This window comes from Nitrospina sp. 32_T5, from assembly GCF_052156635.1.
Classification (GTDB): Bacteria; Nitrospinota; Nitrospinia; order Nitrospinales; family Nitrospinaceae; genus Nitrospina.
Genome location: NZ_JBQKUO010000003.1, coordinates 350,412 through 366,794, shown reverse-complemented (window position 1 = coordinate 366,794; position 16,383 = coordinate 350,412). Strand labels below are relative to the sequence as shown.

The 16,383-nt window shown below is 58.5% G+C and carries 14 protein-coding genes and 1 tRNA gene; 2 read left to right on the top strand and 13 right to left on the bottom strand.

The window, feature by feature from the left end; translation table 11 throughout:
- Positions 1-59: 59 nt before the first annotated feature.
- Positions 60-596, bottom strand: coding sequence for a hypothetical protein (locus ACTRW9_RS10010; protein WP_442426094.1), 537 nt, complete (start codon positions 594-596; stop codon positions 60-62).
- Between the two features lie 373 nt (positions 597-969).
- Positions 970-2,427 carry a hypothetical protein gene (locus ACTRW9_RS10005; protein WP_442429215.1) on the bottom strand — a complete coding sequence of 486 codons (1,458 nt, stop codon included), beginning with the start codon at positions 2,425-2,427 and terminating at the stop codon, positions 970-972.
- Between the two features lie 84 nt (positions 2,428-2,511).
- Here ACTRW9_RS10005 and ACTRW9_RS10000 point away from each other — a divergent pair, with 84 nt between their 5' ends.
- A complete protein-coding gene (locus tag ACTRW9_RS10000) occupies positions 2,512-2,688 on the top strand; it encodes a hypothetical protein (protein ID WP_442429214.1) in 177 nt (58 codons plus the stop codon).
- On the opposite strand, the gene ACTRW9_RS09995 is transcribed toward ACTRW9_RS10000, so the two are convergent.
- The 11 genes from ACTRW9_RS09995 to ACTRW9_RS09945 form a co-directional block, all read right to left on the bottom strand.
- A complete protein-coding gene (locus ACTRW9_RS09995; RefSeq protein ID WP_442426091.1) occupies positions 2,685-3,227 on the bottom strand; it encodes an inorganic diphosphatase in 543 nt (180 codons plus the stop codon). The genes ACTRW9_RS10000 and ACTRW9_RS09995 overlap by 4 nt on opposite strands.
- An 84-nt stretch (positions 3,228-3,311) precedes the next feature.
- Positions 3,312-5,753: an endopeptidase La gene (lon, locus tag ACTRW9_RS09990; protein WP_442429213.1), complete on the bottom strand. Its 2,442-nt coding sequence runs from the start codon at positions 5,751-5,753 to the stop codon at positions 3,312-3,314.
- Positions 5,754-5,758: 5 nt separating this feature from the next.
- The gene (clpX, locus tag ACTRW9_RS09985) at positions 5,759-7,006 is read right to left on the bottom strand and encodes an ATP-dependent Clp protease ATP-binding subunit ClpX (protein ID WP_442426089.1); all 1,248 of its coding nucleotides are present in this window, start codon (positions 7,004-7,006) and stop codon (positions 5,759-5,761) included.
- A gap of 59 nt (positions 7,007-7,065) precedes the next feature.
- Positions 7,066-7,713, bottom strand: a complete 648-nt coding sequence (clpP, locus tag ACTRW9_RS09980; RefSeq protein ID WP_442429212.1) for an ATP-dependent Clp endopeptidase proteolytic subunit ClpP — start codon at positions 7,711-7,713, stop codon at positions 7,066-7,068.
- A gap of 124 nt (positions 7,714-7,837) precedes the next feature.
- Positions 7,838-9,166, bottom strand: a complete 1,329-nt coding sequence (gene tig / locus ACTRW9_RS09975; protein WP_442429211.1) for a trigger factor — start codon at positions 9,164-9,166, stop codon at positions 7,838-7,840.
- A 42-nt stretch (positions 9,167-9,208) separates the two neighbouring features.
- Positions 9,209-9,288 (bottom strand) — tRNA-Leu (locus ACTRW9_RS09970).
- A gap of 41 nt (positions 9,289-9,329) precedes the next feature.
- Complete coding sequence (locus ACTRW9_RS09965) at positions 9,330-10,742, bottom strand: glycoside hydrolase 100 family protein (RefSeq protein WP_442429210.1); 1,413 nt, start codon at positions 10,740-10,742, stop codon at positions 9,330-9,332.
- 112 nt (positions 10,743-10,854) lie between these two features.
- The gene (locus ACTRW9_RS09960) at positions 10,855-11,664 is read right to left on the bottom strand and encodes a UDP-N-acetylglucosamine diphosphorylase (RefSeq protein WP_442429209.1); all 810 of its coding nucleotides are present in this window, start codon (positions 11,662-11,664) and stop codon (positions 10,855-10,857) included.
- 38 nt (positions 11,665-11,702) lie between these two features.
- Positions 11,703-13,784, bottom strand: coding sequence for a hypothetical protein (locus ACTRW9_RS09955; protein WP_442429208.1), 2,082 nt, complete (start codon positions 13,782-13,784; stop codon positions 11,703-11,705).
- A gap of 202 nt (positions 13,785-13,986) precedes the next feature.
- Positions 13,987-14,850 (bottom strand): hypothetical protein, encoded by an 864-nt coding sequence (locus ACTRW9_RS09950; RefSeq protein WP_442429207.1) that lies wholly within the window; start codon positions 14,848-14,850, stop codon positions 13,987-13,989.
- Between the two features lie 50 nt (positions 14,851-14,900).
- Complete coding sequence (locus tag ACTRW9_RS09945) at positions 14,901-15,431, bottom strand: hypothetical protein (RefSeq protein ID WP_442426082.1); 531 nt, start codon at positions 15,429-15,431, stop codon at positions 14,901-14,903.
- A gap of 285 nt (positions 15,432-15,716) precedes the next feature.
- On the opposite strand from ACTRW9_RS09945, the gene elbB reads away from it, so the two are divergent.
- The gene (elbB, locus tag ACTRW9_RS09940; RefSeq protein ID WP_442429206.1) at positions 15,717-16,382 is read left to right on the top strand and encodes an isoprenoid biosynthesis glyoxalase ElbB; all 666 of its coding nucleotides are present in this window, start codon (positions 15,717-15,719) and stop codon (positions 16,380-16,382) included.
- Position 16,383: the final 1 nt, after the last annotated feature.

The following is a 16,383-nucleotide window of genomic DNA, read 5'->3' as shown; positions in this document are numbered from 1 at the left end:
ACTCCGGAGCACGCGGCCGCCGCAAGCAGACGATTATCAGCTCTTTTTATTTGGCGCGGTCAGCGCTTGCCGCCGGCGTTGACCAGAGCCTGGTGGTAGTTGTTTTTCAGGTCGGGGTAGATCTCCCACGTCGCTTCCAGTGCCTGCTGGTAATGCTCGTGCGTGGAGTGACGGGCGTAGAGATACACCGCCATGTCGTTGATGTTGGTGAACGACATATCGGACGTTTCGGTGATGTACTCCATGCCACCGGAAGCCTCGATGGCGATCTTGCGTCCGGCGTATTCCCCCACCTGGGCGCCGAGGATGCCGCCGACAAAAGGAACCTGTTCCAGCGCCTTCTGGCCGGCAAAGGCTCCCGCCATCTGCCCGACCCTCGAGCCCAGCTGAGCGTTGATCGCTTTGTCCACCCACAGGGCGAGCACGCCGTCCTGCGTGTAGGGCGACATGAACTCGCCGGTGTTGTCCAGAAGCGGCTGGGGCACGTTGACGATGTCCTGAGGTTTCGGAATCTGCGGACCGGCGCAGGCCGCCAGCGTGACCGCGAGAACCAGCAATAAACACTTTTTATAAATGGAAAGGGTGGGGTGGTTCATGACTCTGCCTCCTATGCAGCAATGAATAATTATAAAAATTGCCAGTTCAGGCAAATACGTTCGGTAAGGTAAGGAGGCATGAGTCGGCGTGTAAAATCAATCGGCAGGCCCTCCCTGGATAACGCCAATCAAACCATTTTGAATTCGGTGTGCAGGGGAAATATAAAGACTTGGGCCCAAGGGCGCAAGGTATTTATAAGAGGGATTCCGGTCGCAGGACGCGAATATTTGATATCTGATATTGAGCTTCGCTCGGCTGGTTATAAATAACAATTAGATAGAGAAGTAATGGCGGGCGCAGGGGTCAGGTCACACTTATTGAAATATCAACAATATCGGAAAATCAATTCAATGAAATTCGCAGGAACATCCCTCAATTGGGCTGGGAGGGTTGCCGTGCCGGGGCGTTGGTGTTGCGGGGCTGGGTACGTGGAGGGGTGATGGATTCCGGAGGGGTTTCGGGGTCGCCTTCGTCGTTGGGATCGAGGTCGGCCAGATCCTGTTTTTTGAAGGCCGCGCGCGAGCGCACCCAGGCGAGACCGTGACCGCGCGCGGTCATGTGCACCTCCACCTCGAACGCCAGGTTGGAGACGGTGTTTCCGCCGGGATCGACAAAACTCACCGTCACCGTGCGACCTGGATTGCTGGCATCTTTGCCGTAGGTGAACACGTGGACGCTGTCGGGGAGCGATTCCCAGTACCGGTCGTCGGCGCGGGTCTGCGTGCTGGCGGCGACGCCCTGCTGGACGAGGCCGATGGCCGTGACGATGCCGGAGATGAGGAGGCCTTCGTTGCTGTCATGTTGCGCGGACAACAGCATGCCCTGCACGCCCAGTTCGGTGAGCGCCTTGCCCATGGTCTCGTGCGTTTCCTTGAAGACGACCTTGTCCTTGAGGATGGCGTCCACCACCCTGCCGCCGCGCGTCGAGGCCTGCCAGAAAATGTCTTCGGTCATGCGCGGTGAATAGGTGCGGCCGTTGACGAACAGCCGCGCGCTCTTTTCGCGGAAGCCGGAACCCCGCTTGAAAGTGAGCGCGGCGTTGCCTTCGCCCGCCGCGACCTTGATGGGCGACATGCCGCTCTCCGCCAGCACCAGCACATCGTCGCCCGGCGCGGGCGGGGTGAGGTCCGGCCGGATCTGCTGAGCTTCCTCGAACGCCGTCTTCGCCAGTTGTTCGTCGCCCAGCAGGTGCGACGCCCAGCCTTCGAGGTAAATCAGGAGGGCGAAGTCCATCTGGTATTTTTCGTTTTCGGCGAGCGCGTCCTGCAGCTGGCCGCTTTTGAAACAGGCGCGGGCGTTTTCGTAATCGCCTTCCTTCAGGAACAGCAGGCCCCGATAGTAATAGGCCATGGCTCGCTCGTACGGCTCGCCCTTGAAGTCTTTTTTACCCTCCTCGTACCACACGCTCCGCGCTTTTTCCGCCGACTCGTTTTCCGCATAGACGGCCTCGATGCTGAGAAGGGTGGTCTCGAACGATTCCGCGGCGAGGCGGTCACGGCCCAGCTCCATCGCCCCCAGTCCGGCGCGCATGTGGTTGAGCACGAAGTTGCGCGAGCCCTCCTCCAGCACGTCGCGGTAAACGTTGTGGAGCGGTTCCGGTTTGTTTTCGAGGTACGCCTGCATCTGTTGTTTGGGAATCTGCTTGCGGGCGTAGCGGGTGGTGTCGCAGGCGGTGAGGAACAAGGCGCAGAGGAGGAGCAGAGTGCAGTACCCCACCCTGCGCCCTCTCTCGGCGAAAGGACCTGACGACAAGGGGGGGCGTCGAACTTTGAATGCCATTTCGATGTGGGTTCCCGCGCGCACGTGTCCCTCCCGATTCCATCCGGTCATTACGGATACTGCCTTTCAGATTAATTCAATTATTCCGAAATGCCAGAGGGAAAGCAACGGCTGTGATGCGGGGCAAAATTGGATATGAAATCGGCCGACTTACAGGGCTGCCTATTTCCCCAACTCTTTCTTGTAGAGGTCGATGGCGGCGTTGAGGATGCGCACGGCTTCGTCGCGGCCGGTGGTGACTTATTGACAACTCAACCAACATCCAAAAACAAATATAAGTGGCTGGCCATTTTTGAACGATTGTTGTTCTAAACTTTATATTTCCCGATTTCCTTCTTGTAGAGGTCGATGGCGGCGTTGAGGATGCGCACGGCTTCTTCCCGGCTCAAAAAGTCCTCCACCACCACTTCCTTCTTCTCCAGCTTCTTGTAGTCCTGGAAAAACCGTTTCACTTCTTCCATCCGGTGCGGCGGCAGCTCGTCGATCGACTCGTAATGGTTGTATTCGGGGTCGTCCATGTGCACGGCGATGATCTTGTCATCTTCCTCGCCCTGGTCCAGCATTTCCATCACGCCAATGGGTTTGGCGCGCATGATGGACAGCGGGTACACGCGGTCCTGTCCCAGCACGAGGACATCGAGGGGATCGTGGTCGTCGCCCAGCGTGCGCGGGATGAACCCGTAGTTGGCGGGATACTGCACGGAGCTGTACAGGATGCGGTCCACCTTGATCATGCCGGTTTTCTTGTCGAGTTCGTACTTGGTTTTGGAGCCTTTGGGCACTTCGATGATGGCCGGAAATATGTCCGGCAATTCGTCGCCCAGTTCCACGTCATGCCACGGATGAAACATAGTAGAGGGGGTTTCCTTTCTTTAATCGCACTCAGCGTTGAAGGGGTGGTGCGGTAACGGGAACGGCGGGGCCGCTCGTTACCGTCAGTTCAAATGCGCCGTGGTGGGCGATTTCCGGGCCGGCGTCTTGCGCGACCGGGATTTCGGCTTGGCGGCTTTTTTCTTTGTTGCGGATTTTCTGGCGGCGCGCTGGGGTTTGACCTTCAGCTTCTTCTCGAAACTGTGCTCCAGCACGTCGTCCATCGTTTCCACGGAAATGAAGTTCAGTTTTTTGCGGATGATCTCCGGGATGTCCGGCAGGTCCTTTTCGTTGTCTTTCGGGATGATGACGTTTTCGATCTTCATCCGGTGCGCGGCGAGGGCCTTTTCCTTGAGGCCGCCGATGGGCAGAACCTTGCCGGTCAGGGTGATCTCTCCGGTCATGCAGATGTCGCTCCGCGGCACGTTTCCGGTGAGGGCGGAGATCAGCGCCACGGCGATGGTGATGCCCGCCGAAGGACCGTCTTTCGGGATGGCGCCTTCCGGGATGTGCACGTGGACGTCCACGCCCATGTGAAAATTCGGTTTGAGCCCGAGTTGATCCGAACGCTTGCGCACGTAGCTCATCGCCGCCTGCACGGATTCCTTCATCACGTCGCCCAGCTTGCCGGTGCTGATCACCATGCCCTTGCCGGGGGTGACGGAGACTTCGATGTTCAGCATCTCGCCGCCGAACTCCGTCCACGCAAGCCCTGTGGCGACGCCGACTTCCGGCCGGTCGCGTTCGCGGTCGCCGGGGTATTTGGGAACGCCGAGCAGTTTGGAGAGGGTTTGCGGCTTGACATCGATGACCGTTTTCTTGCCCTCCTCCACGACCTTCATTGCGGTCTTGCGGCAAAGGGAACCGATTTCCCGTTCCAGGCTGCGTACGCCCGCCTCTCGGGTGTATTCCTGGATGAGTTTCGTCAGCGACGATTCGCTGATGGTCAACTGCTTTTTCGTCAGCCCGTGTTCCTTCAGCTTTTTGGGGATCAGGAAATTCCGGGCGATGGCCAGCTTTTCCTGTTCCGTGTAACCGGGAATGCGGATGATCTCCATGCGGTCCTGCAACGGTTGCGGAATGGCGTGCAACACGTTGGCGGTGCAGATGAACAGCACCTGCGACAGGTCGTAGTCGATTTCCAGGTAGTGGTCGTTGAAATTCACGTTTTGTTCCGGGTCGAGCACCTCCAGCAGGGCGGACGACGGATCGCCGCGGAAATCCATGCTCATCTTGTCCACCTCATCCAGCAGGAACACGGGGTTGGTGGTGCCGGCTTTTTTCATGGACTGGATGATCTTGCCCGGAAGCGAACCGATGTAGGTTTTGCGGTGGCCGCGGATCTCCGCCTCGTCACGCACCCCGCCCAGGGACACGCGGACGAACTCCCGTCCCGTCGCACGGGCGACGGATTTGCCCAGCGAGGTTTTGCCGACGCCCGGTGGGCCGACGAGGCACAGGATGGGGCCCTTGATCTTTTTCACCAGTTTCATCACCGCCAGGTGCTCAACGATGCGTTCCTTTACTTTTTCGAGACCGTAGTGATCGCCATCCAGGATCTTCTGGGCTTCCTTGATGTTGATCTTGTCCGAGTTCTTCCCCTTGTGCCAGGGGATGTCCACCAGCCAGTCGATGTAGTTGCGCACCACCGTGGCCTCGGCCGACATCGGCTGCATGATCTCGAGCCGCCGGACTTCCTTCATGGCTTTTTCCTGGACATCTTTGGGCATCTTGGCTTTCTTGATTTTCTGCGTCAGCTCGTCGATGTCGGACTTGAACTCATCGCGCTTGCCCAGTTCCTTCTGGATGGCCTTCATCTGCTCGTTCAGGTAGAACTCTTTCTGTGAGCGCTCCATCTGCTTGCGCACGCGGCCGTGAACGCGCTTTTCGATCTTGAGGATTTCCATTTCCGACTTGAGCGAGGAAATCAGTTTGTTGAGGCGATCCACAGGACTGTAGGTGTCGAGCAACTCCTGCTTCTCGGTCGTCTGGAACACCATGTAGGAAGCGATCGTGTCGGCGAAGCGGTGCGGTTCTGCTATGTTGGCGATGGCGGAGATGGCTTCCAGCGGAATCTTCTGGTTGAGTTTGACGTACTGCTCGAACAGGTTTTCGATGCTCCGCATCAGTGCCTTGACGTCCGGGACGACCTGGATGTTTTCCTCGATGCGGACAATCTCGACCTCGTGGTAGTTCGGGTTGTCCTGGAAACTGATGATGCGGCCGCGCTGGACGCCTTCCACCAGCACCTTCATGGTGCCGTCGGTGAGTTTCAGAATCTGCAGGATGTTGGCCAGCGTTCCCGTTTCAAAGATGTCAGCGGGACCGGGGTCGTTGTGGTTGGCGTTTCTCTGGGTAGCGAGAAAGATGTTTTTCTGGTCGGCCATCGCTTTTTCCAGCGCCAGGACAGACTTGTCCCGTCCCACGAAAAGCGGGATGACCATGAAAGGAAACACCACAATGTCCCGCAGGGGGACCAGCGGAAGAATGGTTCGATCTGATGTCATAGGGGTCAACTGGCCTGTTTCTGATTCTGGTACACCATCAACGGTTTTTCCAGATGGGAAATGACTTCCTCGTTGATGACGACTTCTTCCACGTCCTCACGGGACGGCAGGTCGAACATGATTTCGAGCATGACTTCTTCGAGGATGGAACGCAGGCCGCGCGCCCCGGTTTTGATGCGATAGGCCTTCTCGGCGATGGCGCGGATGGCGCCGTCGGTGAACTTCAGCTTGACGTTTTCGAACTCGAACAGTTTCTTGTACTGCTTGATGAGCGCGTTCTTGGGTTCGGTCAGCACCTGCACCAGCCCGTCCACATCCAGCTCGCTCAACGTGGCGGTGATGGAAAGGCGGCCGACGAATTCCGGGATCAATCCGTATTTCAGAAGATCTTCCGGCTGCACCTTTTCCAGAACCTCGGTCATGTCCTGGCTTTCTTTGCTGACCAGTTCCTGCCCGAAGCCCATCGTTTTCTTGCCGATGCGGTTGCGGATGATCTTGTCCAGGCCGACGAACGCGCCGCCGCAAATGAACAGAATATTGGTGGTGTTGACCTGAAGGAACTCCTGGTGCGGATGCTTGCGTCCGCCCTGCGGCGGAACGCTGGCGTGCGTGCCTTCGATGATTTTCAAAAGGGCCTGCTGCACGCCCTCGCCGGAGACGTCGCGCGTGATTGACGGGTTCTCCGACTTGCGGCTGATCTTGTCCACCTCGTCGATGTAAATGATGCCGCGCTCGGCCTTCTCCACATCGTAATCGGCCGCCTGCAGCAGTTTCAGGATGATGTTTTCCACGTCTTCACCGACGTACCCCGCTTCGGTCAACGTGGTCGCGTCCACGATGGTGAACGGCACATCGAGAATGCGGGCCAGCGTCTGCGCCATCAGCGTTTTGCCGGAGCCGGTGGGGCCGATGAGCAGGACGTTGCTCTTCTGCAGCTCCACGTCTTCCATGTCGATGCCCGCATCGACCCGCTTGAAGTGGTTGTGCACGGCAACGGAAAGGATTTTTTTACAACGCTCCTGGCCGATGATGTACTGGTCCAGGTGGGTGAAGATGTCCTTCGGCTTGAGCAGGTGCTTGAAATCCTCGGTCTTTTCCTGCGCCCACTCCTCGACCATGATTTCATTGCACAGCTCGATGCACTCGTCGCAAATGTAAACCGTGGGGCCTGCTATCAGTTTTTTAACTTCTTCCTGGCTCTTACCACAAAAAGAACAACGGTAGTTACCCGAGTTGGAAGTTTTCTTAGCCATGAGTGCCTCCGAGTGCGTCTGCTATGGGGAGAACCTCCCGGTTCCCTTGATCCGGCAATTTAATCATCGATTCCCTTGGACAGGTCCTTCGATTCGGTACGGCTGGTGATGACATTGTCGATCAGCCCGTATTCCTTTGCCTGTTGACCGGTCATGAAGTGGTCGCGCTCCGTATCGCGCCGGATCGCCTCTTTCGGCTGACCGGAATGCTTGGCGAGAATTTCGTCCAGAGTGTCACGCACCTTGAGAATCTCTTCTGCATGAATCTGGATGTCCGTGCTCTGTCCCTGGAACCCGCCGGAGGGCTGATGGATCATCACCCGCGAGTTGGGCAGGGCGAAGCGTTTGCCTTTGGTGCCCGCCGTCAACAGCAACGCGCCCATGCTGGCCGCCTGGCCGATGCAGATGGTCTGTACGTCCGGCTTGATGTACTGCATGGTGTCGTAAATCGCCAGGCCGGAGGACACGTGCCCGCCGGGGCTGTTGATGTATAGATAAATGTCCTGATCCGGCTCGTCCGATTCCAGGAACAAAAGCTGCGCGATAATCAGGTTGGCCATGTGGTCTTCAATCTGCTGCCCTATAAATATAATACGATCTTTCAGCAGGCGGGAATAGATGTCATAGGATCTTTCTCCGCGGCTGGTCTGCTCGACCACGATGGGAACCAGCTGGTTGGTGATCTGATTGTAGATGTCTTGTCTCATAGGCACACGAATTCACTTTCTATATGGGTGGTGACGCAAACAGGCGTGTTTATGACGGAATTTCCTGCCAGATGCAAACGAATCTTGCCGGAGCAGGGGGAAACTGAAAGGGTAATCATTACAATTAATTATCTTTTTTAAGGTCGGCGCTGTCAACCATTTCTTCCTGCAGCTGAACCTGGTCGAGCAGCTTCTCCAGGGTCCGGTCCCGGCGCATCCGGTTGTGGAGTCTCAGTAATGCGCCGGATTGGGCCCATTCCTGCTTCATTTTCTTCAGGTCCTTGATCTGCAAAAGGGACATGAATACTTGCAGTTCCCGGTCGAGTTCCTGCTCGCTGACCTCGATGGCCAACTCGTCCGAGAACTTGTTGATGACCAGTTCCTGCTGGAGCAGTTTCACCGCCTGCTCGCGGTGTTTTTTCTGGTCTTCGTCGGTCAACGCCACGTGGTCGGTCTGGTGTTCGTGCACCACACCTGCGGCGTCCTGTTGTTTCTCCTTGTTGACCATGAACTTGATCTGTTCCTGAACCAGTTTTTCCGGCACGTCGATCGGGTTGACGTCGGCCAGTTTGTCGGCGAGGGTTTTCTGCGCCTCCACCCGCGCCTGCTTGCGGTGGTGTTCCTCCAGCTCGGCGCGGATGCCCGATTTCAACGCGTCCAGGTTCTCGTATTTCTTGTCGGGGTCCACCGTCTGCGCGAAGGCGTCGTCCAGTTCCGGCAGTTTCTTCACCTGGATGCCCTTGAGCGTCACGGTGAAGTCCACTTCTTTCCCCGCCACTTCCTTGTTGGGATGGTCGTCCGGCAGGGTGAGCGAAAACGAGCGCGTCTCGCCGATCTTCATGCCCAGCACCTTGTCGTCGAAGCCGCCGATCAGGTGGCCGCCCACCTGCACGACATAATCCTCGGCTTTGCTGTTCTCGTAGGGCTTGCCGTCACAGGTGCTTTCGAAATCGATCTTGATGAGGTCGTCCTTGGCGATTCCGCGGTCGGTGACGGTTTCGTTCACCGCCTTCTGCTCGCGGTAGGACTCCAGGGTCTGCTCGACCTGCTCGTCGGTGACCTTCGGCACTTTGACCGGCACCTCAAGCTTGCTGATGTCCGGCGCGGAAAACTCCGGCAGCACCTCCACGTTGGCGGTGACGGTGATGTCCGTCCCCTCCTCGGCGTGGATTTCCACGATGCTGGGTTCGCCGATGGCGTGCAGGTGGTTGTCCTGGATGCCCTGGTTGATGCTCTCGGAGACCATCAGCGTCAGCACTTCCTGTTTGACCTCCGGGCCGAAGCGCTTTTCCATGATGGACTGCGGGATTTTACCGGGCCGGAAGCCGGGCATTTTGACCTGGTGGCTCAGTTTCTTGTAGTAGGCACTGACCTGGGACTGGTAGTCGCCGAGCGGAATCTCGATCTTGAGCTTCCGGTTGCACTTGTCGATCTCTTCAACTTCACATTTCATGATTCGGTTCGTTTCCGGGTGAATGGATAAAGGTTCCGGGCATGCGAGAGGGGGGAGTCGAACCCCCACGGTTGCCCACTGGATCCTAAATCCAGCGCGTCTACCAGTTCCGCCACCCTCGCAAAATTCAAAAGGAAAATTAGACCACCTTTTCCAGAGGCTGTCAACGAAGGGGGTCCACGGCCTCTGGCGGGGCTTCGCCGGCGCCGTGATCCGGGCTTGCGGGGAACAGTTCCAGCCCTTTTCTTTCCTCCAGAAGCTGGTTGGCGAGAAGCAGGCCGGAAGCCGACCAGGTCTGGTACAGGTTGGCGCGCCGGCCGATGAGCCGTCCCATGTGGCCGTCGTAATACTCCGGCCAGCGGTCCTTCGGCAGGCGGTTGCAGGCCTGCTCGAAGGCCGTCTCCGCCAGGTCGTCGCGCCCGGATTTCAATGCCGCTGCGACGAACGGCCACAGAAGCACCGGCCAGTTGCCGCCGTTGTGGTACGACCATGCCGCGTTTTTGGCGTCGCTTCCGGTCAGCATTTTCCAGCGCACGCCCTCCAGCGCCGGAAAGCAGATCTTGATCGGCATGGCGCCGATGAGGTCGTCCCAGTGCTCTGTGTACAGGTTCAGGATGCTCTGGGACTGCTCCGGCGTGGCCAGGCCGAACAGGATGGCCAGCAGGTTTCCCTGTGCGAAAAAGCGGAAATCCATGCGCCCCGGCCCCAGGTTGCCCACCAGGTAGCCGCCTTTTTCCGGAATCCAGTTGCTAAGCCAGTCGGGAATGGATTCCGGGTAGATGTTCAGCATGTTCACACTGCCGGTGCCGAACTCCTCGGTCTTGAAGCGGTGGATCTCGCTCAGCCGTTCGATGTCCAGCCAGTAGAAAATGCGCACGTAGGTCCGCAGGACCTTGATACGTTGCTCCGCCATGCCGCGCAGTTTGCGGCAGGTGTCGTCGTTATCGGGAAGCAGGTCGAGGGTGGTCTGGAGGAGGCCGTAGAAGAGGGCCTGCACCTCCAGCGGGTGACCGTACACCCCCATGCGGCGGTCGATCATGAAACTGCCGTCGGGCACGAGGAGCGTCGGGAACACTTCAAACGTGTCGCGCAGAAACAGCTCCAGCGACAACCGCATGCCGTTCTGGAAGGCATCGGTGTGTGCCAGTTCACGGTCGCCCGTCTTCCTCACGTACGCCCCCAGCAGCAGCACCCACCACATCATGGAATCCACCGGGGCGACACGGCCGATGGCGCGGTCGCCGAAATCGGACACCAGGTTCTCCGCGCCGTCCTCGCTTTGTTCGATGTGAAAACTCGCGGGCATGACCCCGGGATGGATCTGGTGGCCGCTCACCTGCCTCTGCTGGTTGCGGAGTTCCAGCACCGTCTCCAGAAAGTTTTTGACGATGTCCGGTTTGCCTTCGTTCAAAAACACCAGTGCCGCCGGAAAGAAATCCCGGATGAAGCAGTCGGCGTAATTGGGAGAGGCGAGGTTGGGATCGCGCGCCGCCGCCGTACCCACGGGACGGCCCTTGTGGTGAATGATCGCGTCTTCCAGCAGTTGCCGGGCTTCTTCGATGGGGGAGGGGGCCATGTGCCTTCGTATAAGTGGATTCAGATGGGAACAGTGTATAGGCAGTCGCGGGACAAAGAAAAGGCTTTCATGAAAATCCATGCCGCAACGGGCAGGCGCAGGGTGCAGGGGGTCAGGTGGATTTGCGCGTGCGGCCCTTGTTCTCGCGCGAGGCCAGCAGGCTGTCGGGAGGGTAGTAGCCCTGCGACACGGTCATGTTGGGATACACCCAGGTCTGCTTGCCCAGGAGGACACCCGGACACAGCACCGCGTTGCACCCGATCTCCACATGGTCGCCGATGACCCCTCCCAGCTTGGACATGCCGGATTCGATGGTCTCGCCGTCGAGTTCCAGTGTCATCGGCGGAAAAGCGACGTCGATTTTGTCCTGCGGCGAACGAAAGCGCAGGTTGGCGAGCTTCGATCCCGCGCCGAGGTTCACGTAGCTTCCGACGATGCTGTCGCCGATGTAGTTGAAGTGCCCGGCTTCGGTGTGGTTCATGAGGATGGAGTTCTTGATCTCCGTGTTGTGACCCAGCACGCAGTGATCGCCAGCAAGCAGGGTGCCGCGCAGGTACGCGCCCTGCCGCACTTCGCAGTGGTTGCCGATGACGGCCGGGCCCTTGATGACCGCGGTCGGTTCCACCACCGTGCCCGCGCCGAAATAAACCTGTGCCGGTTGTATGTAGGTGGGTTCCTGAAATTCGATCCAGCGCTCCACCAGCACGGCGGGTTCGGGAAAGCGGCTGAGCGATTTTGCCGGCAGCAACTGCATGCCTTCCATTCCCTGCATGCAGTGGACGGAATCAGGCAGGCGGTCAAGGATGTTCGTAATGGAGGTTTTGAGTTGGGTCAGCGGTTCCCAAACGCGATCGATGCCGTCGAACACCGCCTTGTGTTCGAATTCATCGAGGTGATCGAAAAATGAGTTGAGGTTGCGCATGGAGGGGGCTCGCCTTACGGGTGGGTGTGCTGAAACAGTCAGCCCTCAATATACCATTTCCCCCGTGGCGTTAAAACGAATCCTTTGGGGGTGAGGCGGGTGAGGCCCTGCTTGCCCATCTCGCGAAGAACGCGCTGGAGGCTGTCTTCGTTTGCTTTGGGCGCGGCCAGCGGTTTTGTCAGCATGCGTTGAAGGAGGTCCTGTTCCACCGCGTACAACGGATGCGCGCTGTCCTTGAGCAACCCCATGAGCAGGCGCAGGACCGCCTCGCCCAGGGTGTTCAGTGCTCTGGCGCTTGACTTCGCGCCGCGCAGGTTGACGCCGATCTTGTTTTCCGTGCCCGAATTGCGCACAAACACCGCCGCCTCCCGTCTGTCGGCAGAGGCCATCGCCACGTAAAGCATGTCCGGGTCTTCACTGAAACGAACCGTCTTGCAGGTGAAGCCCAGCGGCTTGGCCTGTTTGCGGATCACCGCCAGCACCTGTTTCCAAGCAGGCGAATTGTGGTGAAACTCCGCCTGCTTCACATAATAGGCGTAGAGGGTGGCCTTGAACCCGGCAGGAAACGGTTTGGCGAGCACGGAGTAATACCGCTTCGCGGGTTTGTTTTGCAGGAGTGATTCCGTAGCGGCGAAGGTGTTGAGCGCACTTTTGAGCCCGTTGCCGCAGAAGACAGGGACCCGCCGGCCAAGTGGCGTGTCCAGCCAGCCAAGGGTGATGTTGTGGCCCGTCTCTTCGCTCCCCACCGCAAACGGAACGGACAGGGCGGTCTCGGGCAGGCCCACACTCACCCGGTCGATTTCTTTTTCCAAAGCGTCGAACTGCCCCACGTCAAAGCAGACGCCTTGCAGAATCGACTTCAAACGGTTTGCCAAATCCAACTTCGCCGGACCCTTCAACCGTTTCAGTCGCGCCGCGGCGATCATCCCTGCGATTCGGTACAGAATCCACTTGTCACCGACGGCAGAAAGTTCGCGTTTGAGTCCCAGTTTTTGCGCTGCCACACCGGTGTTGAGGTCGCTTTCGACGGTGTGGATGTATGCCGCGTTCCGGTAACGGTCCGGGTCCCTGGCTGACAGGTAAGCCGCCTGCAGGTACGCCGTCTCGTCGCCGCTCGACACGGTGAGGTCGTCGGTAAACGGATCGTAGTCGAGCCGGTAGAAGCGGTCGCCGTCGGCGTCGAACACAGCGGCTGCGATTCGGCGTTGTCCGCTGATGATCTCGGCCCGATGTTTGCGGCCGAGCTGGAACAGCTTGACCACCGCCTTGTGTTTTCGGAACGCACCGCTTCGGGCCGCGATGGCCCCGGGGGGGATCGTACGGTGGCCTTCCAGGTCGGCGACGCCGCTGTTCACGTTGACGTGGCCATCCATGTGCGTGTTGACCTCGATGACCTTGCCGAACCCGGCGCGACTCAACACCGCGGCGGCCACCCCCGTCAACGCACCGCAGGCGGGGTCCACCACCAGTGTGATGTTTTTCAGGAGGCCGGCATTGTCCACCCAGCTGTTTTCCGGATCGAGGGAAAAATTGAGAAACAGGTTGGTCGCCACCTTCTGCCGGTCGACGCGTTTTCCCTTCAACGGTTTGTTGACGAGCGAGGGCGTGTCCAGAAGGGCATCGGTGAGAGCGATGTCGTTTTCGGGCAACAGCTTCATGCCGCGGTGCGCGAGAAATATCTTGATGCCGTTCTGGTCCTTGGGGTTGTGCGAAGCGGTCACCATGAAGCCGCCGTCGGCATTCGCATATTGGATGTAAAGCGGCACCAGGGGCGTCGGGGCGATGCCCAATACGTGCGCGTCGCCTCCGGCCTTGCGGATGCCGCGTACCACGGCCTCGTTGAATTTGCCCTCGATATCGCGCGGGTCCCACGCCACTGCAAACACCGGGCGCATGGAGGACCGCCGCTCTTGCAACACCGTCCGCACGTGGGCGTAGGCGTACTGTTCCATGAACAGGTCGGTGATGACGCCTTTTTTAAGAAACGCTTCCTGCGGTGTGAGTCCCTTCATGGAAGGGTGCGAGGACAGCATCACCTCGCGGCGGATGCCGTCGGTGCCCTGGATACGTATGCGGGTTTGGAGAGGGGTCGGTTTCAGCATGGCGGTACGGGGGTTCAAGAACTCCGAAATGTTAACACAAAAAATGAATATTTTGCCGTTTCTGGCAAGTTCAGAAAATTAGCCTGTAACGTCTGATAAAAACCGAAAGGGAAAACAAGGCGGGAGCACGGCTTTTGTCGGAGCAGGTTTACGAACAGGATTGTCCTTTTTGGGTAAAGGAGAGGGGCGCAGAGTTTGTATGAAAACCTGGAACCGGAGGTCACTCTTTTGTGGCCATGCCCCGGTTGCTGAGAAAATTGAGCTCGTACTCGGCCTCGACCCACGGCACGTTTGGAATGGGCGCATCGGGGGGTGTCGGTTCCTGAATCGGGTTGTAGGGATTGGACTCGATCGGCACCTCTTCCAGTATGGCGACGTCCGGGGTAACGGGATCGCGTCGCAAAAGGGGCAGGGTGCCCGGAGCGAAAGAGTACTGCTTCGCCGCGTCCTCCAACGCTTTCAACGGCGAGGCACCATCGGCCAGCTGCGCCTTGATGGCTTCCTCGATTTCGTGGTTGCGCTCCATCAGCCGCCGGTGCGGGTAATCGGGTTTCGACAGGATCATGAACTCGAGGTGCGGCCAGTAGGTGTTGATGAAGTCGTCGAAGTCCACCTCCACCTCGCGGCTCAGGCGGATGTCGCGTGCCCCGTTGGGATTGGTTTTCAACAGGTCGTTGTACACGCGCACGATGTTGTGCGTGGCATCGTAGAGGATGACCCACTGGTACGTCGTGCCGCGCTCGAAGGTGCGGAAGGAGTCGAGCGACTGGATCAGCGTCACCATCAGGCTGTGCATGTCTTCCATGCTCAAAAACGACGCGGACCATGGAAAGCGGTCGCGGTACCACGCGGGGACGTCCGCGGGATACGAGTCGCGTTGCGAGCCTTCGGGTTTCTGGTGGTCGTTCTCGACGTAGTTCAGAATGTCGTCGAGTTCCTTGTAAGCGAGGTCCAGCCCGGCGCGCACGATGGTGTAGGGAAACAGTTGGCGCTGGTATTCCATGTACTTTGCCAGTTCCGGATGGTCCGCCTCGCGTTGAACGCGCGGGTTTCTTTCGTAAATGTCTTTGGCGAAGATCAGCATGAATGTGGGATTGAGTTCGGCATTAATAATAAAAGAGGAACGGACACGCTTCAGCGCGGCCCGGGTTTGGGTTTGAACAGGTCGCCGAGCGATTTCATGATGGCCTGTTTTTCTTCCGGCGTCATGTTTTTCACGCGTTCCTGGACCTCGCGCAGTTGTTCCGGCGTGAGCTGGGACATGGCCTTCTGCATTTCGCCTTCGAGGTTGGACAGGTTGTTGAGTCCGGGCATGCGCTTCAGCATGTCGAGCCACGACTCCGCACCGCCCCCCGGCGGAGTGTACGAATTTCCGGCCGGCTCGACCTCCGGCTCCGCCACCCCCTCTTTGCGGTGGGGAGACGGGAACACGATGTAGTCGCCTTCGATGTGCCCGGTGATCTGTTCGTCCTGCAAATTGGCCAGAACGGTCTTCAGCGCGGTGCCGTGGTCCTTGCAGCTCTGGTAGACCGGCTTGAACGGCAGTTTCACCGTTTTCCCCGGGTAGCCGTTCTTTTCGATGGAATACTTGATGTTGGTTTCTACGGTGTGGGTGTCTGTCATGGATCCGTTGATGAAAATCGAGAAGGTCCGCGTTCGTCGCATGCGATGCAATGCATGAGACCCGACGCGCCGTTTCTGTAACCTGTGGGTTCCGAGTTGATTTAAGAATTTGAACTCATTCTAGTACATCCGGCTTCCAGACCCAAATAAAACCAAAAAGCCCTGTTTTCTTTTACAGCAGGGTGGGGATTCTGGCGGTGAGGAAGGGCGCACACGGATTTTGGAAGGCGTTTGGCATTTGTGCTAGAATTTTCGCAAAAATCAGAATACGAACCATCGACCCATCTTCAATCATTCAACCTGGGGCTCCAGGGGGAGGTGTCCATCATGAAAAAGCGAATTGGTGTGGTGCTGGCCGGGTGCGGAGTTTACGACGGATCGGAAATCCATGAAGCCGTGATCACCCTGCTGGCCATCGACCGCAACGGGGCGGAAGCGGTGTGCATGGCTCCGAACGTGGACCAGATGCACGTCATCAACCATCTCACCGGGGAAGAGGCGAAAGGCGAAAGCCGCAACGTGCTGGTGGAATCGGCGCGCATCGCACGCGGCGAGATCAAGGACATCGCCACGGTGAAGGCGGATGACCTGGACGCGATCATATTCCCCGGCGGTTTCGGCGCGGCCAAGAACCTGTGCGATTTTGCGGTGAACGGCGAGAACTGCAAGGTGCATCCGGAAGTCCAGCGGCTGGTGCGCGAGTTCAAGGACAAGCAGAAACCGCAGGGCGCAGTGTGCATTGCCCCGGCAGTGATGGCGGGCATCTACAAAAACACCGACATGCACCCGACACTCACCATCGGCAACGACAAGGGCACGAGCGGCAAGATCGTGGCGATGGGAAGCAAGCACCAGGACTGCGCTGTGGAAGACATCGTCATCGACCAGGCGGCAAAAATCGTCACCAGCCCCGCGTACATGCTGGGCAAGAGCATTTCGGAGGTGGCCGAAGGCATCGAAAAGACGGTGAAGGAACTGATCAGGATGATCTGAC